Origin of the sequence: Pseudomonas sp. AG1028, from assembly GCF_007993955.1 — a bacterium.
GTDB classification, from domain to species: Bacteria; Pseudomonadota; Gammaproteobacteria; order Pseudomonadales; family Pseudomonadaceae; genus Aquipseudomonas; species Aquipseudomonas straminea.
The window spans coordinates 167,563-194,418 of sequence record NZ_VIVP01000001.1; the positions used below are offsets into that span (position 1 = coordinate 167,563).

The 26,856-nt window shown below is 65.6% G+C and carries 19 protein-coding genes; 15 read left to right on the top strand and 4 right to left on the bottom strand.

All coding sequences use genetic code 11. From position 1 onward, the window contains the following. The first annotated feature begins 7 nt into the window (after positions 1–7). The 7 genes from FB481_RS00715 (at position 8) to FB481_RS00745 (ending at position 11,690) form a co-directional block, all read left to right on the top strand. Positions 8–1,651 carry a DUF2138 domain-containing protein gene (locus FB481_RS00715; RefSeq protein ID WP_147174794.1) on the top strand — a complete coding sequence of 548 codons (1,644 nt, stop codon included), beginning with the start codon at positions 8–10 and terminating at the stop codon, positions 1,649–1,651. An 8-nt stretch (positions 1,652–1,659) separates the two neighbouring features. Next, positions 1,660–2,298 (top strand): DUF1175 domain-containing protein, encoded by a 639-nt coding sequence (locus FB481_RS00720; protein WP_093504295.1) that lies wholly within the window; start codon positions 1,660–1,662, stop codon positions 2,296–2,298. Further along, positions 2,295–6,824, top strand: coding sequence for an alpha-2-macroglobulin (locus FB481_RS00725; protein WP_147174795.1), 4,530 nt, complete (start codon positions 2,295–2,297; stop codon positions 6,822–6,824). Before FB481_RS00720 ends, FB481_RS00725 begins: the two co-directional genes overlap by 4 nt. A gap of 52 nt (positions 6,825–6,876) precedes the next feature. Beyond that, entirely contained in the window at positions 6,877–8,472 is a 1,596-nt protein-coding gene (locus FB481_RS00730) for a DUF2300 domain-containing protein (RefSeq protein ID WP_178109818.1), read from the top strand. Positions 8,473–8,476: 4 nt separating this feature from the next. Continuing rightward, positions 8,477–9,277 carry a YfaP family protein gene (locus FB481_RS00735; protein ID WP_147174797.1) on the top strand — a complete coding sequence of 267 codons (801 nt, stop codon included), beginning with the start codon at positions 8,477–8,479 and terminating at the stop codon, positions 9,275–9,277. Between the two features lie 332 nt (positions 9,278–9,609). Next, positions 9,610–10,740, top strand: coding sequence for an HPP family protein (locus FB481_RS00740; RefSeq protein ID WP_147174798.1), 1,131 nt, complete (start codon positions 9,610–9,612; stop codon positions 10,738–10,740). Positions 10,741–10,829: 89 nt separating this feature from the next. Further along, positions 10,830–11,690 (top strand): LysR family transcriptional regulator, encoded by an 861-nt coding sequence (locus FB481_RS00745; RefSeq protein ID WP_147174799.1) that lies wholly within the window; start codon positions 10,830–10,832, stop codon positions 11,688–11,690. Positions 11,691–11,895: 205 nt separating this feature from the next. Here the strand turns inward: FB481_RS00745 and FB481_RS00750 are convergent, their stop codons facing one another. The 4 genes from FB481_RS00750 to gatC all read right to left on the bottom strand — a co-directional run bounded on the left by FB481_RS00750 (position 11,896) and on the right by gatC (position 15,587). Beyond that, on the bottom strand, positions 11,896–12,309 hold the full coding sequence (locus tag FB481_RS00750) for a septal ring lytic transglycosylase RlpA family protein (RefSeq protein WP_147174800.1): 414 nt from the start codon (positions 12,307–12,309) through the stop codon (positions 11,896–11,898). A 63-nt stretch (positions 12,310–12,372) separates the two neighbouring features. Next, positions 12,373–13,821 (bottom strand): Asp-tRNA(Asn)/Glu-tRNA(Gln) amidotransferase subunit GatB, encoded by a 1,449-nt coding sequence (gene gatB / locus FB481_RS00755; protein WP_147174801.1) that lies wholly within the window; start codon positions 13,819–13,821, stop codon positions 12,373–12,375. A gap of 11 nt (positions 13,822–13,832) precedes the next feature. Continuing rightward, positions 13,833–15,284, bottom strand: coding sequence for an Asp-tRNA(Asn)/Glu-tRNA(Gln) amidotransferase subunit GatA (gene gatA, locus FB481_RS00760; RefSeq protein ID WP_093504226.1), 1,452 nt, complete (start codon positions 15,282–15,284; stop codon positions 13,833–13,835). Between the two features lie 15 nt (positions 15,285–15,299). Then, positions 15,300–15,587 carry an Asp-tRNA(Asn)/Glu-tRNA(Gln) amidotransferase subunit GatC gene (gene gatC, locus FB481_RS00765; RefSeq protein ID WP_013792779.1) on the bottom strand — a complete coding sequence of 96 codons (288 nt, stop codon included), beginning with the start codon at positions 15,585–15,587 and terminating at the stop codon, positions 15,300–15,302. A 328-nt stretch (positions 15,588–15,915) separates the two neighbouring features. On the opposite strand from gatC, the gene mreB reads away from it, so the two are divergent. The 8 genes from mreB to tldD all read left to right on the top strand — a co-directional run bounded on the left by mreB (position 15,916) and on the right by tldD (position 26,850). Then, on the top strand, positions 15,916–16,953 hold the full coding sequence (gene mreB / locus FB481_RS00770) for a rod shape-determining protein MreB (protein WP_013792778.1): 1,038 nt from the start codon (positions 15,916–15,918) through the stop codon (positions 16,951–16,953). 129 nt (positions 16,954–17,082) lie between these two features. Continuing rightward, on the top strand, positions 17,083–18,024 hold the full coding sequence (gene mreC / locus FB481_RS00775) for a rod shape-determining protein MreC (protein WP_372239516.1): 942 nt from the start codon (positions 17,083–17,085) through the stop codon (positions 18,022–18,024). Beyond that, positions 18,024–18,512: a rod shape-determining protein MreD gene (gene mreD, locus FB481_RS00780; protein ID WP_093504224.1), complete on the top strand. Its 489-nt coding sequence runs from the start codon at positions 18,024–18,026 to the stop codon at positions 18,510–18,512. The genes mreC and mreD overlap by 1 nt, the downstream gene beginning before the upstream one ends. Before the next feature lie 34 nt (positions 18,513–18,546). Beyond that, a complete protein-coding gene (locus tag FB481_RS00785) occupies positions 18,547–19,143 on the top strand; it encodes a nucleoside triphosphate pyrophosphatase (protein WP_093504223.1) in 597 nt (198 codons plus the stop codon). An 83-nt stretch (positions 19,144–19,226) separates the two neighbouring features. Continuing rightward, positions 19,227–20,684 carry a ribonuclease G gene (rng, locus tag FB481_RS00790; protein WP_093504222.1) on the top strand — a complete coding sequence of 486 codons (1,458 nt, stop codon included), beginning with the start codon at positions 19,227–19,229 and terminating at the stop codon, positions 20,682–20,684. Between the two features lie 31 nt (positions 20,685–20,715). Next, positions 20,716–24,543 (top strand): YhdP family protein, encoded by a 3,828-nt coding sequence (locus FB481_RS00795; RefSeq protein ID WP_147174803.1) that lies wholly within the window; start codon positions 20,716–20,718, stop codon positions 24,541–24,543. 13 nt (positions 24,544–24,556) lie between these two features. Continuing rightward, entirely contained in the window at positions 24,557–25,411 is an 855-nt protein-coding gene (locus tag FB481_RS00800) for a carbon-nitrogen hydrolase family protein (RefSeq protein ID WP_093504220.1), read from the top strand. Beyond that, a complete protein-coding gene (tldD, locus tag FB481_RS00805) occupies positions 25,408–26,850 on the top strand; it encodes a metalloprotease TldD (RefSeq protein WP_147174804.1) in 1,443 nt (480 codons plus the stop codon). Before FB481_RS00800 ends, tldD begins: the two co-directional genes overlap by 4 nt. Positions 26,851–26,856 lie beyond the last annotated feature (6 nt).

The window sequence follows — 26,856 nt, forward strand, 5'->3', positions numbered from 1 at the left end:
GGCTCGGATGAACCGGAATACCACTGCCCACCTGCGCCACGTCGCTCTGCTGCTGACGGCCGGCCTGCTGGCTGCCTGCGGTCAGGACTCACGCGAACTCGGTGAGCGCAGCGCCTTGGGCCTGGACCTCAAACACCCCGATGCGCTGATCGAAAGCGCCTCGCTCAGCCGTCTGCCCAAGGACCTGCTGGCCGTGCCGCTGCTGCGCGACACCCTCACCGAGGACTTCGTGTTCTATTACGAGCACAACGCCGACCGCCTCGGGCTGGTCGGCAGCCTGCGGCGGATCATCTACGAGCGTGACCTGAAACTGCGCGACAACTTGCTCGACGAGTTGCTCGACCAGCCCGCCGACGTCGCCCTTTGGAAGGGCGCCGACGGCAAGCTCAAGCACTTCGTGATGGTCATGCAGCGCGGCGGCCTGGCCAAGGTACTCGAGCCCCTGGCCCATGTGGCGCTGGACGACACCCAGCTCAGCCAGGCCGGTGAGCTGCGCGTCGATGGCAGCAGCGTGCCGCTGTACCGCCTCAATTACCTGGGTGATCGCGCCCTGCTGTTGGCCAGCCATGGCGACAAACTGCTGGTGCTGTCATCGCCCGGCATGCTGTTCGGCGAGGGCGACAAGCTCGGCCGCGACGCCACCGAATCCGTCGAGGCACTGCTCGATGGTGACAATCCCTTCGCCAAGCGCTTCGGCCTCAAGGCTCGCGAAACCGAGCAGCAGCGCATTTCCCTGAGCGGCGAGTACGTCGCACTCGGTTATCAGCGCTTCTTCCCGGCCTTTGCCGGGGTGCGTTTCGAGAAGGGCGAGGGCGGCTGGAGCAGCTTCCTGGCACTGAACGAAGTGGACGACCAGCCGGCCATGGACTTCACGGCGATCTGGAAAGCCATGCCCATGGGCGCCAGCGCTTGCGTGGCGGTGCCGGTGGCGCCGGGCAGCGCCGAAAAACTGCTGGCCAAGGTCGGCGCCAGCGAGCAGGCCAGCGAAGAGCTGCGCAAGCGCCTGGGCAACGTTGCCGGCCTGTGCTGGTACGCCGACTCGCGGCTGCACTCGCCGCTGCTGGTCGCCCATCTGGATGAAGCCGCCACGCCGGAGCTGGATCAGGCCATCGGCGGGCTGTTCGACGGCATGATCGGCGCCTTCGAGCCCAATGCCGAGAACGGTCGCTTTCCGGTGGAAAGCCAGGCCACGGCCGATGGCCACACCTGGCGCCGCGAGGTGGGCTCCAACTTCGGCCAGTACCCGGCGGAGCAGGGCGCCATCCCCGATGCGCTGGTCTCTCAGGGCTTTTTCCGGGTGAGCCTGGCGCGTCAAGGCCAGACCCTGCTGTTCTCCCTGGATGACCGGCTGGTTAACAAGGCGCTCGATACGCTGAACAAGCGTTTCCCGCCACTGGCCGAAGTGCTGCCAGCCGACGGCGTGGTGCCCGGATACCTGGCGCCCGAAGGCCTGTCGCGCCTGCTCGAACAGGAAACCCTGGACAGCCTGCCGGCCAACTACGAGCCGGTATTCCGCAACGCCGCCGACACCCACCTGCTGCCCAAGCTGCGCGCCCTCGGCGGTTATGGCCAGTTCGCGCTGACGCTGCCCAAAGACACCGAAGCCGATGACGATTGGAAGTGGATTCCGCTCGAATGGCGCGCGCTTTGATCACTGCCATGCCGGCCTGGCGCGTGCTGCTGGCTGCGGCGCTGTTCGCGTTTGGCCTGTGCGCGCGCGCCGAGCAGGCGCCCGGCCTCGATCCCGAGCAGTCGCAGATCTTTCGCGCCTGGTTCGTGCGTATCGCCCAAGAGCAGCTGCGCCAGGGCCCGAGCCCGCGCTGGTATCAGCAGGATTGCGTAGGTCTAGTGCGTTTCGCCGCCAACGAGGCGCTCAAGGTGCACGACGCCAAGTGGCTGCGCGCCAATGGCCTGTCCAATCGTTACCTGCCGCCCGAGCTGCAGCTGAGCGACGCGCAACGCACGCTGGCGCAGAACTGGGAGCAGGGCGGCGGCAAGCGCGGCCCCTACGTCAACGCGATCAAGATGATCCAGTTCAACAGCGCTCTGGTCGGTCGCGACCTGAACCAGGCGCGCCCCGGCGACCTGATGTTCTTCGACCAGGGCGACGACCAGCACCTGATGATCTGGATGGGCCGCGACATCGTTTACCACACCGGCACCACCACTCCCACGGATAACGGCATGCGTGCCGTCAGCCTGCAACAACTCATGACATGGAAGGACACCCGATGGATACCCGACGACGCCAACCCCAACTTTATCGGCATCTATCGGCTGAATTTCCTCGCGCGATGAACCGTCTGCTCGCCGTCGCGCTGCTGGCGCTCATGCCCCTGGCCGCTCACTCCGAAGACGAAGTGCCGGCCAGCGGCTACACGCCGCTGGCCGGCGAGTCGTTCTTCCTGCTCGCCGACTCGAGCTTCGCTGCCGATGAAGTGGCCACCGTGCGCCTCGAGGCGCCGGGCCGCGATTACCGCCGTTATCGGATGGAAGGCTACGGCGGCGTGGACATGCGCCTGTACCGCATCGACCAGCCGCTGGAGTTCCTCAAGCGCCAGAAGAACCTGCACCGCGTGGTCGCCGAGGGCCAGTTCAAGGGCGAGGGGCTGTCCAACACCCTGTCGTACCTGTGGGACAACTGGTACCGCAAATCCCGCCGGGTGATGCAGCGCGCCTTCTCCTACGAGTCGCGCAAGCAGGTCACCGAGGAGGCGCCGGAGCTGAAGATGGGCAACGCCATCGCCGCTCCCACCGAGTACACCCCGCAGGTGCAATTCGCGCCGATGAAGGGCCTGCCGCTGGTCGCCGAGTTCCGCTACCCGCTGTGGGAAGCCAAGCCTATCGAGCCGCCTGCCGGCGTCGACCTGTCCGGCTCGTCGAGCAACTTCGTCAGCGTCGCCTCGGGTAACGTCTACGTGCCGCTGGGCAAGCTCAAGCCGGGCCTGTATCTGGCCGAAGCGATCATCGGCAAGTACCGCGCCACCACCGTGGTGTTCGTCTCCAACACCGTGGCGGTCAGCAAGATCGCTGGCGGCGAGCTGCTGGTGTGGACGGCCGACAAGCACCAGGGCACCCCTGTAGCCGACGCCAAGCTGCTGTGGAGCGATGGCGTGGGCGTGATGACCAGCGGCAAGACCGACGCCCAGGGCCTGCTGCGCCTGGGCCACGCCAGCCCGGAGCGCTCCTACGTGATAGGCGAGGACGTCGACGGCGGCGTGTTCGTTTCCGAGAACTTCTATTACGACAGCGAAATCTATGACACCAAGCTGTACGCCTTCACCGACCGCCCGCTGTACCGCCCCGGCGACTGGGTGGAAGTGAAGATCGTCGGCCGCGAGTTCAAGAACGCCCGCGAATCCGTAGCGGCCGGCACCGCACCGATCAGCCTCAGCGTGCTCGATGCCAACGGCACCGTGCTGCAGACCCAGAAGCTCGATTTCGACAGCGCCCGTGGCGGCCAGGCTCGCTTCCAGCTGCCGGACAACGCCGTGGCGGGCGGCTACGAGCTGCGCTTCGCCTACCGCGACGGGCTGTACAGCAGCGCCTTCCGCGTCGCCGAGTACATCAAGCCGCACTTCGAGGTGTCACTGGATCTCGACAAGCCGGACTTTCGCACCGGCGAGCCGGTCAAGGGCGCCCTGGTACTGCTTTACCCGGACGGCAAGCCGGTGGCCAACGCCAAGGTGCAGCTGAGCCTGCGTGCCCAGCAGCTGTCGATGGTCGACAACGAACTGCAGTACCTCGGCCAGTTCCCGGTCGAGCTGGCCAGTAGCGAAGTCAGCACCGACAGCCAGGGCCGCGCGGCGCTCGACCTGCCGGCTGCCGACAAGCCGAGCCGCTACCTGCTCAGCGTGTTCGCCAGCGATGGCGCCGCCTACCGGGTCAAGACCAGCAAGGAAATCCTCATCGAGCGCGGCGCCGCCCGCTATCGCCTGAGCGCGCCGCAGCGTTTCAGTTCGGCCGGCCAGGCGGTGAACTTCACCTATCAGAGTGAAGGCGCCAGTGAACGTAAACCGGCCCGCTACGAGTGGGTGCGCCTGGAAGATCAGAGCACCGGCAACGGTGAGCTGGCGGCGGATGCCAAGGGCTTCGAGCTGAATTTCGAGCGCCCCGGTACCTACAGCATCACCCTCAAGGATGACAGTGGCCTGATCCTCGGCGCCACCGGCCATTCGGTCAGCGGCGAAGGCGTCAAATCGGTGGCCGGCACCATCGAGATCGTGCTCGACAAGGCCGAGTACCAGGCCGGCGACGAAGCCCTGGCGCTGATCACCTTTCCCGAGCCGGTCAGCGATGCGCTGCTGACCCTGGAGCGCGACAAGGTCGAAGCCACCGCGCTGCTCTCCAAGGGCGGCGACTGGCTCAAGCTCGAGCGTTTGTCCGACACCCAGTACCGCGCGCGGATTCCGGTCGGCAAGACCTTCTCGCCGAACATCACCTTCTCGGCGCTGTATACCCGCGGCGGCGATTACAGCTTCCAGAACGCCGGCATCAAGGTCGCCACGCCGCAGATCGACATCGCTATCAAGGCCGACAAGGAGGTGGTGCAACCGGGCGAGCTGGTCACCGTCGAGCTGAGCACCCTGTTCGAAGGCAAGCCGGTGCCGACGCGCCTGACGGTCAGCGTGGTGGACGAGATGATCTACGCCCTGCAACCGGAAATCGCCCCGGGCATCGACCAGTTCTTCTATCACCCGCGCCGCAACAACGTGCGCACCAGCGCCAGCCTGTCGTTCATCAGCTACGACCTGGCCCTGCCGGGCATTCCCAGTGCACCGGGCCGCGCCAACCGCAGCGAGCGTGGTGTCAAGGTGCTGGAGCGCCCGCGCCGCGAAGAAGTCGACACCGCTGCCTGGCAGCCGGATCTGGTCACCGATGCCAACGGCAAGGCGAGCTTCAGCTTCCGCATGCCGGACTCGCTGACCCGCTGGCGCATCACCGCCCGAGCAGTCAGCGCTGACGGCGATGTCGGTCAGAAGCGCCAGTTCGTGCGCTCGGAAAAGCCGCTGTACCTGAAGTGGAGCGGCCCGAGCCGCTTCCGCGTCGGTGACAAACCGGCGTTGGGCCTGTTCGCCTTCAACCAGGGCGAGGCGGGCGCCAAGGCCGAGCTGCTGATTCGTCATGGCGAGCAGGAGCAGCGCCGCGAGGTGATGTTGGCCAAGGGCATCAACTACCTGCCGGTCGAAGAGGCAGTGATCGCCGCTGGCGATTTCAGCGCCGAGCTGCGCCAGGCCGACAAGATCGCCGACGCGCTGGCCGTCAAGCTGAGCACCGTGGCGCCCGGCTGGCAGCAGGTGCGCAGCGAGCACCTGTCGGTGTTCCCGGGCAGCACGCCGCTGCAATTGCCGGCCGATGCCAGCCAGGTGCAACTGCGCGTGGCCGACAGCGGCGCGGGCCTGTTCAACGCCGCGCTGGACGACCTGCTCGACTACCCCTATGGCGGTGTCGAGCAGACCGCCAGCCGCCTGCTGCCACTGAGCCTGGCCTACCCGGCGCTGGCCGCCGGCGAGCCGCGCATCAAGGATCGCCTGCGCCTGATCATGCAGAACAGCCGCCTGCGCCTGGTGCAGATGGCTGGTCCCGAAGCGACCTTCACCTGGTGGGGCGGCGATGCCGATGGCGACGCCTTCCTGACCACCTACGCCTATTACGCCGACTGGCACGCCAGCCGCGCCCTGGCCATTCAGTTGCCGCCCGAGCACTGGCAGCGCGTGCTGGAACTCTATGCCAAGCGCGCTCCAGAAACGCCACTGCTGCAGCGTGCGCTGATCCTGGCGTTCGCCCGCGACATGGGCCTGCCGGTGAAAACCCTGCTCGAAGGCCTGGTGTATGACCTGGCCGCCGCGGGTGAGGGCGAGGAAGTGGTGCTTGGCGAAGGCGACAGCCTGGTGATGGCGGCGCCGGATTCGGCCCTGGGCCAGGCGATTGCCCGCGAGCTGGGCAATCGCCTGGCGCAGCAGAACAACGTGCCGGTCGACGAGGCCCTGCAAGTACAACTCGATGGTGCCCGTCGTCGCCTGGCCGAGAGCCAGTCGCCGTTCGTCGCGGCCGTCGCCTTGTACCTCGATGGCCCGGATCGTCAGCGCGCCCAGCGCCTGCTCGGCGAGCTGGCACCGGCCCAGGCCGGCCTGGAACGCGCCCTGGCGCTGACCTGGCTGCAACCTTCGCTGGACCTGCGCAGTGCCCAGCCGACGCTAGCGCTGGAGGGCGACTGGCAGGCCGTGGAAGGCACCAGCGGCGACAACTACTGGCAGTGGACGGGCGTGCAACCGCCCCAGGCCCTGCAGGTGGCCGGCGATCTGGATCAGCCGAACGACGTACGCCTCGACTACCAGAGCGCCCAGGCTGCGCCGAGCAATGTGCCGGTCACCGTCAAGCGTCGTCTGCTGCGGCTGGTACCGGGCGAAAAGGCCTTCGAGTTCCGTGCCGAAGAAGTCGGCAAGGACGAGATATCCAGCGCCGACCTGTACCTGGACGAAGTGACCCTCAGCAGCGAAGGCGAACAGATCCTGCGCTACGGCATGCTGGAAGTGCCGCTGCCGCCGGGCGCCGATGTGGAGCGCACCACCTGGGGCATCCAGGTCAGCGGCCTGGGTGGCGATGAAGCCGCGGCGCTGGAAAAGGCCCGCAACGAGCCGGGCGAACTCAGCTATGCGGTGCCGGTGGACGCCCTGCAAGGCGAACTGGTGCTGCGTCACCTGGTGCGCTTCTCGCAGAAGGGCGAGTTCGTGTTGCCGCCGGCTCGCTACGTGCGCCTCTACGCGCCGGGCCAGCAGGCACTCGAGAGCGAGCCCGCATTGCAGAAGGTAACCGTTGAGTAAGTACGGCCTGCTCGTTTCGCTAGCCCTGCTGGCCGCCTTGGGCGGTTCGGCGATGGCCAGCGAAGCGCCGCTGTCGCTGGCCTGGCTACGGGCCGACGGCAGCGAGTTGTTGCGCCTCGACGGGCAGCGGTTGCTCAGCCGCGAAGCTCTGTCTGACAGCCTGGAGGCGCCGCTGGGCAGCCTGTGGAAGCTGTTCGTCTACGCCTATCTGGTCGACACCAAACAGCCGGACAACGGCTATCAGTGCCGCGGGCAGGACAAGGAAGAGGTGTATTGCTGCAACCCGGGCGAGCGCATCGATCGGGATCAGGCGCTGGTCAAATCCTGCGGTCTGTATTTCGCGCAGGAGAATCTGCAGCTGGACCAAGACGACTGGTCGCGCTACTGGCAGGCCCGCAAGGCGCCGAGCTGGATCAGCGAGCGCCAGCGCCTGGCGCCGGCGACCCGCGTCTCCATTCAGCAACTGCTCACGCAACTTGCGCAATTGCCCGCCCAGGCCGATGCCCGCAAGGTGCTGCTGGACGTGGTGCTGGCCGGCGACGGCTCGACCGTCAGCGCCCTGGGCAGCCGCCTGCGGGTGAAGACCTGGAGCTGGCTGGCCGATAACGATCCCCAGGCGCGCCAGGGTGGTTTCGCCGGCTGGCTGGCCGACGGCACGCCCGTCTGGGCGGGCGGCTCGGGCACCAGCGTGATGGTGCTCAAGCGCCATGCCGAGGCGCTCGGCCAGGTGCTGCCAGCGGCCTGGCCAAGCGAGGCCGGCAGCTGCGTCGAGGTGCGCCTGTTCGCCCGCTACCCGTTGCGTCAGCTGCGGCGCGAGGGCAGTGACGCGGCCATGGAGCCGGGTGTGCTCAACGGGCGCTACGAGGTCGAGTTCGCCAATGGCAACCGCCTGCCCATCGAAAGCCACGGCGAGCTGTTTCTCGAACGTACGAACGAGGGCCAGCAGCTCACTGCCCATCTGCAGCGCGAAGACTACGTGGCCCGGGTGCTGGATCGAGAGGCCTCGGCGCAGCCCGCCGAGGCCGCCAAGGCACTGGCCATCGCTGCGCGCACCTACCTGTTGCAGAGCGCCGGTCGCCGTGGCGAATGCCTGCGCATCGACGACAGCAGCGCCAGCCAGCGCGTGGCGCCGCGCCCGGCCAGCCAGGGCGCCAAGGATATCGCCGCGTGGACGGCCGACCTGGTGCTGGCCGGCTCGCCGGTGACCTATCACAGCACCCAGCCGGGGCCTGATCGTCTGGCCTGGAGCCAAGCGGTCGAGCAGGCGAACAGTGGCCTGCGTTACGACGCCATCCTCGCTCGCGCCTTCCCGCGTGCCACCCTGAGCCGTTGGGACAAGCCCGTGGCCGCCTGCCAGCCGCTGGTCGCTGCCGAGCAGTGGCTGCGCAAGCAGCGCCGCGACTGGCGCCCGCGCCTGGACATGGAGCCGGGGTATGAAGAAATTCAGCAGTTCACCGTTTGCCAACTGGCTTCCGGGCGGCCCTATGTGGATCGTGAGCGGCAGCGCATTTTCGTGCGCGGCTTCTTCTCCCTACAGGATCGCCTCGACCTGACCCACGAATACCTGCACCTGGCGTTCGTCGCCCACCCCAATGGACAGGACGAGGCCTACGTCGAAGGCCTCGCCCGCACCCTGTTACTGGAATGACATCATGGCCCTGATCACCCCTCGTATCGCCCTCTGCCTGACCCTGCTGCCGCTGTACGCACTGGCCGAGGTGAAGCTCGACACGCCACGTAGCGGTTGGCGCGTCGGCGGTGGCGACGGCGCGCAGTTCATGCAGGAGGTCAATTACCCGGCCTCTTCGGTGAACAGCGCCGCCAACCAGGCCGACACCGCACGCATCAAGGGTGCGATCAGCGCGCTGCGCAAGGACGAGAGCAGGGCGCCGGGTCGCCTGGTGGTCAACGGCACCAGCATGCCGCTGAAGATCGACGAGGACGGCGGCTTCGACCGCCCGTTCGTGTTCCCGGCCGGCAGCAACAACGTCGAGGTGCGCAGCCCGGATGGCAGCCAGCGTCGGCGCGTGCAGTTCTACAACAATGGCAGCGGCGAAACCCCCGCGCGCCTGCGCGTGGTGCTGTCGTGGGACAGCGACAACACCGACCTGGACCTGCACCTGGTCACGCCCGATGGCGAGCATGTGTGGTACGGCAATCGTTCGCTGGCCAACGGCGCTGCCCTGGATGTCGACGTGACCACCGGCTACGGCCCGGAAATGATCGCCTCGCCCACGCCGCTAAAGGGCCGGTACCTGGTCTACGTGAACTACTACGGCGGCGGCTACAGCTATGACGAGGAGGGCGCGAGCGAGGCCGGGCAGATCCTCACCACCGGGCAGATCACCCTGATTACCGAAGAGGGCACGGTCAACGAGAAGCAGGAGAGCTTTCTGGTGCCGATGCGTACGCCGGGTGAGCTGACCCTGGTAAAAAGCTTCAGCTATCCGTAAAGGCACAGCCGATCATACGTAGCCTGCGGTTGAGCGCAGCGATACCCAGGATTCGGTTCCCCGGATATCGCTGCGCTCAACCCGGGCCACAGGCGTGATGCGTGTCGTTTTAGTATCAAAAAAAGCTTATCCATCCTTCATTATTATTCGTTTGATCGCGCTATCGCCGTTCGTCACACTCTGCTCCATTGCTCGCCACGGTTTCTCTACCGGGGCGGGCAAGGTTGCAAACAGACGAGTACATCATCCAGGGACGGATGCTCCTGCAAGCCGCTTCCAGCGGTCCCCAGCGGGCCTCTCATTTGAGAGGCTCGATCTTTTCGACGGTAGCGATGAAGTCCCACGCGCATTTCCCCCAATGGCTCTCCGCCTTTCTGCCTGATGCCCTGCACACCCGTCCTCGTGAGTGGAGCCGCGCCGCCTTTGGTGCCGCTGCCGGGTTCCTGTTCAGCGCCTGGGTATGCAGCCAGTTGTTCGGCTTGCACATGGCGGTACATTTCTCCGGCCCCCTGGCGGCTTCGGCCGTGCTGCTGTTCGCCGTGTCCTCGGGGGCTCTGGCCCAGCCCTGGTCGATTCTCGGCAGCTACCTGTGCGCCAGTGCCGTCGCACTGACGATCACCCATTTCATCGATCACAGCCTGCTCGGCGCGGCGTTGGCCCTGGGCCTGAGCCTGCTATTGATGTGCCCGCTGCGCTGCCTGCATCCGCCGGGCGGGGCCATCGCCTTCTGCATGGTGTTCGCCACACCGTTGCCGGGCGAGCCATTCTGGCAGCCGGCGCTGGCGGCGATGACCGCCGGCGTCGGGCTCCTGGCCTGCGCGCTGCTCTACAACAACCTGACCCGCGTGCCGTATCCGCGCCCGCACCCCGGCACGCCTGCGGTGCATCACACCCGCGACCCGCTGCCGAGCGAGCGCGCCGGCATCAACGCCGATGACCTAGACTACGCCCTCGACGAACTGGGTTCCTTCGTCGACATCACCCGCGAAGACCTCGAGCTGATCGTGCGCAGCACCGAGAAGCACGCGCTGCGCCGCAGCATGGGCGAGATCCGTGCCGGGCAGATGATGTCCCGCGATCTGATCCACGCCACGCCGCAAACGGCGGTCGCCAAGGGCCTGTACCTGCTCACCCATCACGGCCTCAAGGCGCTTCCGATTCTCGACGTCGGCAGGCTGGTCGGTATCGTCAGCCTGGTCGATCTGGTCAGCGCCACGCGGGCCAATACGTTCAACCTGCGAGCGATCCTCGGCCTGCAGAAGAAGCAGACGCTGGGCGAGCTGATGACCGCGCCGGTGCGCACGGTGGATGTCGATACCCATGTCGTCGACCTGATCGCGTTGCTCTCCGACGACGGCCTGCATTGCCTGCCGGTGCTCGACGAGGGCCGGCTGGTCGGGGTGATCACCCAGACCGACCTGGTCGCCGCGCTGCACCGCGACCTGCTCAGACACCTCGATTGAAGCATCGAATGATCCGCCGCGCGCCCGTACACTGGGCGCCGGATCAGGCTTGAGGAATCGCCAGCGCCAATCGGGCTGGCCCAGCGACCATGGATATCGACCTTACCCGTACCTTTCTGGAAATCGTCCGTAGCGGCAGTTTCATCGCCGCCGCCGAGCGCATGCACGTCACCCAGACGGCGATCACCGCGCGTATCCAGAAGCTGGAAAGTCATCTGGGCAGCACGCTGTTCGTGCGCAATCGCGCTGGCGCGCGGCTGACGCCCGATGGCGAGGCGTTCGTCACCTACGCCAACCAGATCCAGCAGACCTGGGAGGCCGCGCAGCGCGACCTGCCGTTGCCGGACGGTTATCACAACGTGCTGCATATCGGCGGCGAGGTGAGCCTGTGCAATCCGCTGATGCTGCGTTGGGTCAGCGCCATCCGCGAGGGCGTCGACGGCTACGCGGTGCGCGCCCAAGTGGCCGAATGCGCCAGCCTGTTGCGGCAGGTGGAAATGGGCGTGATGGACGCGGCGCTGGTCTACCAGCCCACCTACTGGGCCGGCGTGCAGGTCGAGCAGGTGCTCGAGGAAAAGCTGATTCTGGTCCGTGCGGCAAACCCGGAGCCCTACGTCTATATCGACTGGAGCGACAGCTTCCGCGCCCAGCACGACCGCGCCCTGCCGGACAAGGCGCGGGCACCGGTGTCCTTCAATCTCGGGCCGCTGGCCCTGCAATACATCCTGGAGCACGGCGGCTCGGGCTACTTCCGCACGCGCGTTGTGCAGAGCTACCTGGACAAGAAGGTACTGGAGCGGGTGCCCAGGGCGCCAGAGTTCAGCTACCCGACCTATCTGGTGTATTCCCGCGAGCGGGATTCGGCAGCCCTGCAGCAAAGCTTCGAGCTGCTGCGCGAGATCGCTGCGCAAGATACCGACTGGTCGCAGCGCTGGGATCCGGCGTTGTAGGCGTCTGCTCACGATTTTCAGGTTGAAGTTCAGCGCTTTGCCTGCGAAGTGGCGGTAGCAGCCATAAGGCCCATCTGTGGGAGCGGGCCATGCCCGCGAAAAAATCACGGGCATGGCCCGTTCCCACAGGTAAAGCAACGATGTCCGCTTTTGTTTTGTAGCAGTCCTTTACGCTGCCTGAGAGATCATGAGCAACCCCTCCGTCTTACTTCAGGCTTTCCACCCGCACCGGCGCCACGCCCGTCTTGAGCATATCCAACGACTCGGCTGCCTTGCGCGACACGTCGATGATGCGCCCGCGGGCGAAGGGGCCGCGGTCGTTGATGCGTACTACCACGCTCTGGCCATTGTCGAGGTTGGTGACCCGGACCATGGTGCCGAAGGGCAGGGTGCGGTGGGCGGCGGTCAGCGCGTTCTGGTCGAAGCGCTCGCCGCTGGCGGTCTTGTTGCCGTGGTGCGCACGGCCGTAATACGAGGCCTTGCCCTCGGCGCGGTAATCGCCAGCCACGCTACTGTCATAGGGCGTACCGCTGCCATAGGACAGGCCGCCACGGGGCGTGCTGCAGCCGGCGAGCAGCAGGCTGAACAGCACCAGCACAATCGACAGTCCTCGCATCATTGTTCTCCCTTTGCCATCCATCAGATATGAAAACGCCGGGCAATCCCGGCGTTTTCAAATCGCTCAACCTTCGAGCTTTTTCTTCAGCAGTTCGTTCACTTGCCCCGGGTTGGCCTTGCCCTTGGAGGCTTTCATGGCCTGGCCGACGAAGAAGCCGAACATCTTGCCGCGCTTGGCTTCATCGCTGGCGCGGTACTGTTCGACCTGCTCGGCGTTGGCGGCCAGCACTTCGTCGAGCATCGCCTCGATGGCGCCGGAATCGGTGACCTGCTTGAGGCCCTTTTTCTCGATGATTTCGTCGGCGCTGGCGCCTTCACCGGCGGCCAGGGCCTCGAAGACCATCTTGGCGATCTTGCCGCTGATGGTGTTGTCCTTGATGCGCAGGATCATGCCGCCCAGTTGCTCGGCGGACACCGGCGACTGCTCGATCTCCAGGCCTTCCTTGTTGAGCAGGCTGGACAGCTCGCCCATCACCCAGTTGGCCGACAGCTTGGCGTCGCCGCAGGTCTTTTCCACGGCTTCGAAGTAGTCGGCCATTTCGCGGCTGGCGCTGAGCACGCTGGCGTCGTAAGTGGACAGGCCGAACTGGCGCTCGAAACGCTCGCGCTTCTGCGGCGGCAGCTCGGGCAACTGGCTGCGCAGCTCGTCGAGGAAGCTACGCTCGATCACCACTGGCAGCAGGTCCGGGCAGGGGAAGTAACGGTAGTCGTTGGCTTCTTCCTTGCTGCGCATGGACTTGGTCTTGTTGGCTGCTACGTCGTACAGAACGGTTTCCTGCACAATTTTGTTGCCAGATTCGATCTCGTCGATCTGCCACTCGATCTCGGTATTGATCGCGCGCTCAATGAATTTGAATGAGTTGACGTTCTTGATCTCGCGGCGCGTGCCGAACTCGGCCTGGCCCTTAGGGCGTACCGACACGTTGCAGTCGCAACGCAGCGAGCCTTCGGCCATGTTGCCGTCGCAGATACCCAGATAACGGACGAGTGCGTGGATGGCTTTAACGTAGGCCACCGCTTCCTTGGCCGAACGGATGTCCGGTTCGGAGACGATTTCCAGCAGCGGCGTGCCGGCGCGGTTCAGGTCGATGCCGCTCATGCCCTGGAAGTCTTCGTGCAGGCTCTTGCCGGCGTCTTCTTCGAGGTGCGCGCGGGTGATGCCGATACGCTTGACGGTGCCGTCTTCCAGGGTGATGTCGAGGAAGCCCTTGCCCACGATGGGATGATCCATCTGGCTGGTCTGGTAGCCCTTCGGCAGGTCCGGGTAGAAGTAGTTCTTGCGCGCGAAGACGTTACGCTCGGCGATCTCTGCATCGATGGCCAGGCCGAACTGGCAGGCCATGCGCACGGCCTCGGCGTTGAGCACCGGCAGGGTGCCGGGCATGCCGAGGTCGACCAGGCTGGCCTGGGTGTTGGGCTCGGCGCCGAAGGTGGTGGCGCTGGCCGAGAAGATCTTCGATTGGGTGCTGAGCTGAGCGTGAATCTCGAGCCCGATGACGGTTTCCCATTGCATAAAAGTGTTCCTCAGAATCCGCTCGGTGCTTGTTTGTGCCAGTCGCTGACCTGCTGGTACTGGTGCGCGACGTTGAGCAGACGACCTTCCTGGAAGTAGTTGCCGAGCAACTGCACGCCCACCGGCAGGCCATCGACGAAGCCGGCCGGCATCGACAGGCCGGGAATGCCGGCCAGGTTGGCGGTGATGGTGTAGATGTCTTCCAGGTAGGCGGAGACCGGGTCGGCGTTCTTCTCGCCGAGTTTCCAGGCCAGGTTCGGCGTGGTCGGGCCGAGGATCACGTCGACGTCCTTGAAGGCCGCCACGAAGTCGTTCTTGATCAGTCGGCGGATCTGCTGGGCCTTGATGTAGTAAGCGTCGTAGTAGCCGGCGGACAGCGCATAGGTGCCGACCATGATGCGGCGCTTCACTTCCTCGCCGAAGCCTTCGCCACGGGAACGCTTGTACAGATCCTGCAGGTCCTTCGGGTTTTCGCAGCGATAGCCGAAACGCACGCCGTCGAAACGCGACAGGTTGGAGCTGGCCTCGGCCGGGGCGATCACGTAGTAGGCCGGGATGGCATGCTGCATGTTCGGCAGGCTGATGTCCTTGACGGTTGCGCCGAGCTTCTTCAGCTCCTCGACCACGGCCATGACTTTCTCGCCGATGCGCGCGTCCAGGCCGGCACCGAAGTACTCCTTGGGCAGGCCGATGCGCAGGCCCGCCAGTGGCTGGGCGAGGGCGGCCAGGTAGTCATCGACCGGTTGATCGACACTGGTCGAATCCTTCGGGTCGAAACCGGCCATGGCGCCGAGCAGCAGGGCGCAATCCTCGGCAGAGCGGGCCAGCGGGCCGCCCTGGTCGAGGCTGGAGGCGTAGGCGATCATGCCCCAGCGCGACACCCGACCGTAGGTCGGCTTGATGCCGGTGAGGTTGGTCAGCGCGGCCGGCTGGCGAATCGAGCCGCCGGTATCGGTGCCGGTGGCGGCCGGAATCAGCCGTGCCGCCACGGCAGCCGCGGAGCCGCCGGAGGAACCACCGGGTACACGGCTGGTGTCCCAGGGGTTCTTGACCGGGCCGTAGTGGCTGGATTCGTTGGCCGAGCCCATGGCGAACTCGTCCATGTTCAGCTTGCCGAGGCTGACGGTACCGGCAGCCTTGAGCTTGTCGACCACGGTGGCGTCGTAGGGCGCCTTGAAGCCGGTGAGGATCTTCGAGCCGCAACTGGTCAGCACGCCCTGGGTGCAGAACAGGTCCTTGTGGGCGATCGGCGCGCCGAGCAGCGGACCGTTTTCACCCGCAGCGCGGCGGGCGTCGGCGGCCTTGGCCTGCTCGAGGGCCTGGTCGGCGGTGACGGTGATGAAGCTGTTGAGCTGCGGATCGAGCTGCTCGACGCGGCTCAGCAGGCTCTGGGTCAGCTCGGCGGAGGAGAATTGCTTGTCGGCGAGTGCGCGGGCGATCTCGGCCAGGGTCAATTGATGCATGGCGGAAGGCTTTCCTTACTCGATGACTTTGGGAACCAGGTACAGGCCGCTTTCCACGGCCGGGGCGATGGCCTGATAGGCGTCGCGCTGGTTCGCTTCGGTAACGGCGTCGGCACGCAGGCGCTGGGTGGTTTCCAGCGGGTGGGCCAGGGGCTCGATGCCGGTGGTGTCGACCGCCTGCATGTTGTCGATCAGGCCCAGAATGCTGTTGAGGGTTGCGGTGGTCTGTGGCAGTTCACTGTCACTCAGGCCCAGGCGGGCCAGGTGTGCGATCTTTTCCACCTCGGAGCGTTCAAGCGCCATCGGGTTCTCCCTTTGAAAACTGGCCGCCAGGCGGTCGCCAGCGCGCGTATCGGCAGGTACCCGTGCACAGGTGGCAGGGAACGGATGCGCTTGGCTGGCGGTCTAAGGCGGCGACGTGCGGTTTGGGGCAGTTACCGGTAGCGCATGACAGCTTTTCAGTGCTGTCGCCACCCGTGTGAAAGATGCCTCAAGGCCGCGGAAAAACAGGCAATCTAACATATTGGTGCCTTGCTCAAAATCCCTGCCGTTGTTAGAGTTTGCCGCACTTTTTTACCTGCGTGTTTTCTTGCGCCGATCTTTACCACGCGTTGCCTAGGGTCCCTATCCCATGTTCAAAAAACTGCGTGGCATGTTTTCCAGCGATCTGTCGATTGACCTGGGCACTGCCAATACCCTTATTTATGTACGCGAGCGCGGCATCGTCCTGAACGAACCGTCGGTCGTCGCCATTCGTACCCATGGCAATCAGAAGAGCGTCGTCGCCGTCGGTACTGACGCCAAGCGCATGCTCGGTCGTACTCCTGGCAACATCGCCGCCATTCGCCCGATGAAAGACGGCGTGATCGCCGACTTCAGCGTCTGCGAAAAGATGCTGCAGTACTTCATCAACAAGGTTCACGAAAATAGCTTCCTGCAGCCGTCGCCGCGCGTGCTGATCTGCGTGCCGTGCAAGTCGACCCAGGTCGAGCGCCGTGCCATCCGTGAATCCGCGCTGGGCGCCGGTGCCCGCGAAGTGTTCCTGATCGAAGAGCCGATGGCCGCTGCCATCGGTGCCGGCCTGCCGGTCGAAGAAGCCCGTGGTTCGATGGTCGTCGATATCGGTGGTGGTACCACTGAAATCGCACTGATCTCCCTGAACGGCGTGGTCTATGCCGAATCCGTACGGGTTGGCGGCGACCGTTTCGACGAAGCCATCATCACCTATGTGCGCCGCAACTACGGTTCGCTGATCGGCGAATCCACCGCCGAGCGCATCAAGCAGGAAATCGGCACCGCGTACCCGGGCGGCGAGATCCGTGAGGTCGACGTACGTGGCCGCAATTTGGCCGAAGGCGTGCCGCGCAGCTTCACCCTGAACTCCAACGAAGTGCTCGAAGCGCTGCAGGAATCCCTGGCAACCATCGTCCAGGCGGTCAAGAGCGCCCTGGAGCAGTCGCCGCCCGAGCTGGCTTCGGACATCGCCGAGCGCGGCCTGGTGCTGACCGGTGGTGGCGCGCTGCTGCGTGACCTCGACAAGCTGCTGAGCCAGGAAACCGGCCTGCCGGTGATCGTCGCCGAAGACCCGCTGACCTGCGTCGCCCGTGGCGGCGGCAAGGCGCTGGAGATGATGGATCGTCACAGCATGGATCTGTTGTCCACCGAATAAGCCGCACGCCTCACGCTGCAGCAGCTCGGAAGCTACCATCGCGCCGCATGCAGCTTCCGGGCAGGCTACGAGGTAATCACCATAAAGCCGCTATTCGCCAAAGGTCCTTCGCTCGGTGTTCGCCTGCTGGTGTTCGCCGTGCTGTCGGCCGCTCTGATGGTCGTCGACGCCCGTCTCACCGTCCTGCATTCGGTTCGTAGCCAGCTCGGCCTGATCGTCGAGCCAGTGTACTGGCTTGGCCGTCTGCCGGTCACTCTGTGGGAAAGCGCCACCCAGGAGCTCAGCTCGCGCAACGAGCTGGCCGCCGAGAACGAGAAGCTCAAGGCCGAACAGCTGATGATGCAGCGCCGCCTGCAGAAGCTGGCCGCGCTGACCGAACAGAACGTGCGCCTGCGCGAACTGCTCAACTCCTCGGCGCTGGTCGACGATGAAGTGCTGGCCACCGAGCTGATCGGTATCGACCCCAACCCCTTCACCCACCGCATTCTCATCGACAAGGGCGAGAAGGACGGCGTGGTGCTCGGCCAGCCGGTACTCGATGCTCGCGGCCTGATGGGCCAGGTGGTTGAGGTGATGCCCTACACCTCCCGTGTGCTGCTGCTCACCGACACCACCCACAGCATTCCCGTGCAGGTCAACCGTAACGGCCTGCGCGCCATCGCCACCGGCACCGGTAACCCCGAACGCCTCGAGCTGCGCCACGTCGCCGATACCGCCGACATCAAGGAAGGCGATCTGCTGGTCAGCTCCGGTCTTGGCCAGCGTTTCCCGGCTGGCTATCCGGTGGCCACGGTGACCGAGGTGGTGCATGACTCCGGTCAGCCGTTCGCCATCGTCCGGGCCGTGCCGACCGCCAACCTTAATCGCACCCGCTACATGCTGCTGGTATTCACCGACCCGCGTTCGCCGGAGCAGCGTGCTGCCGAGTCGGCGGAGGCTCAGGAAGAGGTCGACCGCCAGACGCGTCACCGTCCTGACGCCGAAGCGCCTATCGAAGACGCCCCACCGGTCGAGGCGCCGCCACCGGAGGTGCAGCCCGTAGAGCCACCCAACGGTGAGGAGCCCCGCTAATGATCGCGTCCCGTTCGAGCAACCTCTGGGTGATCTGGGCCAGTCTGGTGCTGGCCTTGCTGCTCAGCGTATCGGCCATGCCGCGCTTCATGGAAATCGGCCGACCGCTGTGGCTGGCGCTGTTTCTCACCTACTGGGTGCTGGCCGTGCCGCACCGCATCGGCATGACCAGCGCCTTCTGCATCGGCCTGCTGGCCGACGTGCTCAATGGCACTTTGCTGGGGCAAAACGCGCTGATCCTCACCCTGATCACCTTTCTGGTGCTCAGCCTGCATCAGCGCCTACGCATGTTTCCCATGTGGCAGCAGAGCATGGTGCTGTTGGTGGTGTTCGGCGTGGCTCAACTGGTGCAGCTCTGGCTCAACGCCCTGACCGGCAACCGCCCGCCGACCCTCGCCTTCGTGCTGCCGGCTCTGGTCAGCGCGCTACTCTGGCCCTGGGTGTGCACCCTGCTGCGTGCCGTGCACCGGCGCATGCGAGTCAACTGAACCGCGCTGTAGCGCCTGATTGCGAGACCTGTGCATGACCACGCTCTACCTGGCCTCCGCTTCGCCGCGCCGTCGCGAGCTGCTCGCGCAGATCGGCGTCCCCTTCACCACCCACGTGGTGCCCATCGATGAAACCGCGCAGCCCGGCGAGGCGCCTGCGGCCTACGTCGAGCGCCTGGCACGGGCCAAGGCTCAGGCTGCTCTCGCGACTCTGGCTGATCGCCGCGACGCCGTGGTGCTCGGCTCCGACACCGCCGTGGTGCTCGATGGCCGGATTCTCGGCAAGCCCGTCGACCGCGAGGATGCGCTGGTCACGCTGGGGGCGCTGTCCGGCCGCGAGCATCAGGTGCTGACCGCCGTCGCGCTGGTCAGTGATAGCCGCGCCGAAGCGCGCGTGGTGACCAGCACGGTGTGCTTCAAGCCTCTCGACCGGAAACAGATTGAAGCCTATTGGGCCACTGGCGAGCCGCGCGACAAGGCTGGCAGTTATGGTATTCAGGGGCTGGCTGCAGTGTTCGTCAGCCAGATGCAGGGCAGTTATTCAGCGGTGGTTGGCCTGCCGTTGTGCGAGACTGCCGAACTGCTCGCGCAATTCGCGATTCCGTGTTGGCAAACGACTGCCAGCGCATAACCTAAGAGGTTGCAGGCTGCGATGGTTCGGGCGCGATGAGCCCGCCGCTGCTTTCAGCTTCATCTCAGCCAAGAGATGGGCGCATGAGTGAAGAGATTCTGATCAATATCACGCCGATGGAGTCGCGTGTGGCGGTGGTGGAAAACGGTGTCCTGCAGGAAGTGCACGTCGAGCGCACCCAGCGCCGTGGCATCGTCGGCAACATCTATAAAGGCAAAGTGGTGCGCGTGCTGCCCGGCATGCAGGCGGCGTTCGTCGACATCGGCCTGGAGCGTGCGGCGTTCATCCATGCTTCGGAAATTTCCAGCCGCGAAGGCAGCGCCGTGGAGAGCATCAGCGCCCTGGTGCACGAAGGCCAGAGCCTCACCGTCCAGGTCACCAAGGACCCGATTGGCAGCAAGGGCGCGCGCCTGACCACCCAGTTGTCGATCCCGTCGCGTTATCTGGTGTACATGCCGCGCACCAGTCATGTCGGCATCTCCCTGAAGATCGAAGACGAAGCCGAGCGCGAACGCCTCAAACAGGTGGTCACCGATTGCGTGGCCGCTGAAGGCATCGCCGAAGCCGGCGGGTTCATCCTGCGTACGGCGGCCGATGGCGCGCGGGCCGAGGAGATTCTCGTCGACATCCGCTACCTGCGCCGCCTGTGGACGCAGATCGCCGAGCAGATGAAAAGTGCGCCGACGCCCTCGGTGATCTATGAGGACCTGAGCCTGGCCCTGCGCACCCTGCGCGATCTGGTCAGCCCGCGCTCCGAGAAGATCCGCGTCGACTCCCGGGAAACCTTTGGCAAGGCCACCGCTTTCGTCGCCGAACTGATGCCGGAAATCGCCGACCGTCTGGAGCATTATCCGGGCGAGCGGCCGATCTTCGACCTGCACGGCATCGAGGACGAGATCCAGAAGGCCCTGGAGCGCAAGGTGCCGCTCAAGTCCGGCGGCTATCTGATCATCGACCCCGCCGAGGCGATGACCACCATCGACGTGAATACCGGCGCCTTCGTCGGCCATCGCACGCTCGAAGAAACCATCTTCAAGACCAACCTCGAGGCGGCCACCGCGATCGCCCGCCAGCTGCGCCTGCGCAACCTCGGCGGCATCATCATCATCGACTTCATCGACATGGAAGACGAGGAGCACCAGCGCCAGGTGCTGCGCACCCTGGAAAAGCAACTGGAGCGCGATCACGCCAAGACCAACATCATCGGCATCACCGAGCTGGGCCTGGTGCAGATGACCCGCAAGCGCACTCGTGAAAGCCTCGAACAGGTGCTGTGCGAGCCGTGCAGCCACTGCCAGGGACGCGGCAAGCTGAAAACCGCGGAAACCACCTGCTACGAAATCTTCCGTGAGATCCTCCGCGAGGCCCGTGCCTACCAGCCCGAGGGCTACCGCGTGCTGGCCAACCAGAAGGTGGTCGACCGCCTGCTCGACGAGGAATCGGGCAACGTCGCCGACCTTGAAGCATTCATAGGACGAACCATCAAGTTCCAGGTCGAAACCATGTACTCCCAGGAACAATATGATGTGGTGCTGCTGTAACGTTGCCCGGCCGGGCCGGGAAGTGAACTGAATGGCGCGTCTGGGGCAGGCATTCGCCACGTTGCTGCGCTGGGGCCTGGGGCTGTGTGCGCTGGGCCTGGTGCTGGCCGCCTTTTACGTGAGCCTCGGTCGCCAGTTGGTGCCCCTGGTGGCCGAATACCGCGAAGAGGCGCAAACCCGCGCCAGTGAGGCCCTGGGCATGCCGGTCAGCATCGGCGCACTGGAAGGGCACTGGAGCGGTTTCGCGCCGCTGCTGACCGTGCGCGATCTGCGCATTGGCGAAGGCGAGCAGGCACTGGCTCTCGACCAGGTGAAGGTGGTGCCCGACTTGCTTGGCAGCCTCATGACCTGGCAACCGCGCCTCGCCGATCTACAGCTCGATGGCCTCAGCCTGACCCTGCGTGAAGACGAGCAAGGCGCCTGGCACGTGGACGGCCTGCCGCAACGGCAGAATCAGCCGCCGCTGGATATCGCCAAGGCGCTGCGCCAGTCCCAGGTGCTCGGCCATCTTTCCCTGCTCGGCAGCCAGGTTAGCGTCCAGGCGCTCGGGCAGGCGCCGCTGCAACTCACCGACATCAACCTCAGCGTCGATAACGGCAGCAGCCGTCAGCGCCTGAACGCACGCCTGCACCTGCCGGATGGCCAACCCCTGGCCCTGCAGCTGCGCACGCGCATCCAGGCCGAGCACTGGCAGGACGCCCGTGCCGAGCTGTACCTGAGTGCGCCACAGAGCGACTGGGCCGCCTGGCTGCCGCAGAGGCTGACCCGCGATTGGCACCTCGACAATCTGCAACTGGGCGGTGAGCTGTGGGGCGTGTGGGACCAGCGTCAGTTGCAGCGTGCCGTTACTCGCCTGCATGCGCCAGCCATCAAGGGGCATTATGGCGAGCGCAAGTCCGTCGCCCTCAAGGATCTGGCCCTGAATGCCTACTTCGATCGCAAGGGTGATGACTTCGACCTGTTGCTCGATGATTTCGCCTTCAGCCGTGGTGACAACCGCTGGGGCGAAGCGCGAATCGCCCTGGGCCATCAGGCGGCCAAGGACGACCAGTCGCAGCGTTGGAAACTGAGCGCCGACCGCCTCGATGTCGGCCCGCTTGTGCCGCTAGTCGAGAGCCTGGCGCCGCTGCCGGACACGGCGCTGGATCTGCTGCAGACCCTCAAGCCCCACGGCGGCCTGCGTAACCTCAACGCCAGCTTCCAGCCGGATGCTGAGGGGCCGAAACGTTTGCAGTTCTCCGCCAACCTAGAGCGCGTCGGCTTTTCCGCCTGGCATGCCTCGCCTGCCGTGGAGAACGGCAGTGGCAGCATCACCGGCGACCTGGGCGGCGGCGAACTGAAGGTCGACAGCGAAGATTTCTCCCTGCACCTGACCACCCTGTTCCCGAAGGCCTGGGTCTATCAGCAGGCCAAGGGTCGGCTGACCTGGACCCTCGACGACGAAGGCTTCACCCTGCGTGCGCCTTATCTGCAAGTGGTGGGTGAAGAGGGCAAGGTGGCCGGCGATTTTCTGATCCGCATGCTCAAGGACCCAGAGCGCGAGGACTATATGGACCTGCGCGTCGGCATGCGTGACGGCGATGCGCGTTTCACCGAAAAGTACCTGCCGACCCCGGTGCTCAGCCCGGCCCTCGACGAATGGCTGAAGACCGCCATCCGCAGCGGCAAGGTCAACGAGGGCTACTTTCAGTATCAGGGTTCGATCAACCGCAACCCGGATCCGGCAGTGCGTAGTATCAGCCTGTTCTTCGACGTGCAGGACGCCGAGCTGGCCTTCCAGCCCGGCTGGCCGGCGCTGCGTGATGCCCGCGGCCAGGTGCTGATCGAAGACAGCGGCGTGCGCGTGCGCGTTTCCGAAGGCAAGATTCTCGACAGCCGCGTGCGCGAGGCATTTGCCGATATCCCCCATGTCGACAGTGGCCAGACTCCGCACCTGAAGCTCAAGGGCAAGCTGCAGAGCAGCGTCGGCGATGGTCTGAAGATCCTTCAGGAAACCCCGCTTGGCGTCGCCGACACTTTCGCTGGCTGGAAGGGCGAGGGCGCCCTCAATGGCGCTCTGAATCTGGATATCCCACTGCAGAAAGGCGAGCCGGCCAATGTGATCGTCGACTTCAGCGCCAACAAGGCCTCGCTCGCCATCAGCAAGCCCGATCTGCAATTGAGCGACGTGACCGGAGATTTCCGTTACGACACGGGCAAGGGGCTGAGCGCGCCGACGATCACTGCCCGAGCGCTGGGACATGCCATCCGTGGCAAGGCGGTGGCCGATGGCAAACCCGGTCAGCCACGTAGCCAGATCGAGGCCAATGGCGTGGTAACTCTGGCGAGCCTGACGCAGTGGTTGGGCGTCAAGCAGAAGCTGCCGGCCGAAGGGAGCCTGCCATATCGCCTGAACCTGAGCCTGGAGGGCGCGCAAAGCCAGCTGAGCGTCGACTCCGACCTCAAGGGCCTGAGCATTGGCTTGCCGGCGCCCTTCGGCAAGGCTGCCAACGAGCAGCGCGCGGCTCAGTGGCGCATGAGTTTCGGCGGTGCCGAGCAGCGCTATGGGCTCGACTACGCCAATGTGGCCAGCTTCACCCTGGCTGCACCTACAGGCAAGTTTGACCAGAGTCGCGGTGAGCTGCGCATTGGCGATGGCCCGGCGATCCTGCCGAGTAGTCGCGGCGTGCGGGTGCGTGGGCGCGTCGAGCGGGTCAACCTGGCCGAATGGCAGAAGGCGATCGAGCCTTATCAACAGGCGTCACGTCAGCAGACGCAGCAGTTGTTCAGCGATGCGCAGCTGCGTATCGGCCACTTCGAAGGCCTTGGGCAGAAGCTCGATGATCTGGATGTGGGCCTCCGTCCGCTCAATGGCGGCTGGTCGCTGAACCTGGACAGCACCCTGGCCAAGGGCCGCATCGACCTGTTCGAGGCCGCCGACAAGCCTATCGTCGCCGATATGGAATATGTGCGCCTGCCGGCCGTCAAGCCGAAAACCGAGGACGAACCGGAGCCTGAGGCGCCTGATCCGCTGGCCGATTTCGACCCGCGCAAGATTCCGGCGCTGAACCTGCGCGTCGCCCATGTGTTCCAGGGCGACGACGACATGGGCACCTGGTCGCTCAAGGCACGGCCGGACGGCCAGGGCGTGCAGTTCAGCGATCTGGACATCAACCTCAAGGGCCTGCATATGGGCGGCGCCATCGGCTGGCAGGGCGTGCCGGGGCAGACGCGCAGCTGGTACAAGGGCCGCCTGCAGGGCGAAAAGCTCTCCGAAGTGCTCAAGGCCTGGGGCTACGCGCCGTCAGCGACCAGCGAAAGCTTCCGCCTGGACGCCGACGGCCACTGGCCGGGCTCGCCAGCCTGGTTCAGCCTCAAACGCTACTCCGGCAGCCTCGACGCAGCGCTGCGCAAGGGCCAGTTCGTCGAGGTGCAGGGCTCAGCATCGGCGCTGCGGGTATTCGGCCTGCTCAACTTCAATTCCATCGGCCGGCGTCTGCGCCTGGATTTTTCCGACCTGCTCGACAAGGGCCTGAGCTACGACCGGGTGAAAGGCAACCTGCTGGCTACCGACGGCGTGTTCGTCACCCAGGAGCCGATCACCATGACCGGCCCGTCGAGCAACCTGGAGCTCAACGGCACCCTTAACATGGTTAACGAGGGCATCGACGCCAAGCTGCTGGTCACCCTGCCGGTGACCAACAACCTGCCGATTGCCGCCTTGATCGTCGGCGCACCGGCCATTGGCGGTGCGCTGTTCATCGCCGACAAGTTGTTGGGTGATCGCGTGGCGCGCTTCGCCAGCGTGCAGTACGACGTCGAGGGCACGCTGCACGACCCGGAACTGAAGTTCGACAAGCCGTTCGAGAAGCCCAACTGAGCCGGAGGTCATGATGTCATTCGCCGTGATCCAGATGGTCAGCCAGGACGATATCGCCGCCAACCTCCTGCAGGCCCGGCGCCTGCTGGAGCAGGCCGCGGCGGGTGGCGCGCGACTAGCCGTGCTGCCGGAAAATTTTTCCGCTCTGGGCCGCCGCGACGCCGCAGCTCTTGGCCGCCAGGAGGCCAGCGGCGAAGGCCCGGTGCTGCCCTGGCTGCGCAGCGCCGCCCGCGAGCTTGGTTTGTGGATAGTCGCCGGGACCCTGCCGCTGCCACCGCGAGATGAGCCCGACGGCAAGCCGCGGGCCTGCTCGCTACTGGTCGATGAGCACGGCGAGTTCGTCGCCCGTTACGACAAACTGCACCTGTTCGACGTGGATGTCAGCGACAGCCGCGGCCGTTATCGCGAGTCGGACGACTATGCCCATGGCGGGCAGATAGTGGTGGCCGACACGCCCGTCGGGCGTCTGGGTTTGACCGTCTGCTATGACCTGCGCTTTCCTGAACTCTATGGCGCCCTGCGTGAGGCTGGCGCCGAATTGATCACCGCGCCCTCGGCCTTCACTCGGGTTACCGGGGCGGCGCACTGGGAGGTGCTGATCCGCGCCCGCGCCATCGAAACCCAGTGCTACCTGCTGGCGGCGGCCCAGGGCGGCATTCACCCTGGCGGCCGGGAAACCCACGGCCACAGCCTGATCGTCGACCCCTGGGGGCGTAAGCTGGCAGAGTACGCCGAGGGTGAAGCGATGCTGCTGGCCGAGCGGGATGCCGGCGAGCAGGTGGCGATTCGCGAGCGTATGCCGGTGCTGCGACACAAACGTTTTTTCGCTGCGGCCGAGCCGCGGCAGCCTGATGTGGAGACCTTATGAGCGACCTGTTATCGACCGTCAGCGAGCAACTGCTGAGCCCCGGCGGCTTGACCCTGGAGCACCTGCCGGGCGTGCTCGGCGAGCTGGCCGGCCCTGGCATCGACGCCGCCGACCTGTACTTCCAGACCCAGGTCTCGGAAACCTGGGTGCTGGAAGACGGCATCGTCAAGGAGGGCAGTTTCAACCTCGACCAGGGCGTGGGCGTGCGTGCCCAGTCCGGTGAGAAGACCGGTTTCGCCTACAGCAATGCCATCACCCCCGAAGCGCTGAGCCAGGCGGCTCGCGCCGCGCGCTCGATTGCCCGCGCCGGTCAGCAGGGCCGCGTGCAGGCCTTCAAGGCTACCGAAGTGATGCCGCTGTACGCCGCCGACAACCCGCTGGACGTGATCGACCGCGCCCAGAAGGTCGAGCTGCTCAAGCGCATCGACCTCGCCACCCGTGCTCTGGATCCGCGCATCAAACAGGTGACGGTGAGCCTGGCCGGCGTCTGGGATCGCGTGCTGGTCGCGGCTACCGACGGCAGCCTGGGCGCCGATATCCGCCCTCTGGTGCGTTTCAACGTCAGCGTGATCGTCGAGCAGAACGGCCGTCGCGAGCGCGGCGGCCACGGTGGCGGCGGGCGTACCGACTACCGCTATTTCCTCAACGAAGATCGCGCCATGGGCTATGCCCGCGAGGCGCTGCGCCAGGCACTGGTCAATCTCAAGGCGATCGCTGCACCAGCCGGCACCCTGCCGGTGGTGATGGGCGCCGGCTGGTCCGGCGTGCTGCTGCATGAGGCGGTCGGCCACGGCCTGGAAGGTGATTTCAACCGCAAGGGCAGTTCCAACTACAGCGGCAAGATCGGCCAGCAGGTGGCATCCAACCTGTGCACCATCGTCGATGACGGCACCCTGGCCGAGCGCCGTGGTTCGTTGAGCATGGACGACGAGGGCACGCCGACCCAATGCACCACGCTGATCGAGAACGGCGTGCTCAAGGGCTACATGCAGGACAAGCTCAACGCCCGCCTGATGGGCGTGGCGCGCACCGGCAACGGCCGCCGCGAGTCCTACTCGCACCTGCCGATGCCGCGCATGACCAACACCTACATGCTGGCCGGCGAGAGCGACCCCGAGGAAATCATCCGCTCGGTAAAGAAGGGCATCTATTGCGCCAACCTCGGCGGCGGTCAGGTCGACATCACCAGCGGCAAGTTCGTGTTCTCCACCAGCGAGGCCTACCTGATCGAGGACGGCAAGATCACCGCACCGGTCAAGGGTGCGACCCTGATCGGCAACGGTCCGGAGGCGATGAGCCGGGTATCGATGGTCGGCAACGACCTGGCGCTGGACAGCGGCGTCGGCACCTGCGGCAAGGATGGCCAGTCGGTGCCGGTCGGCGTCGGTCAGCCGACCCTGAAGATCGATGCGATCACGGTCGGCGGTACTGGCGCGTGATGCGCG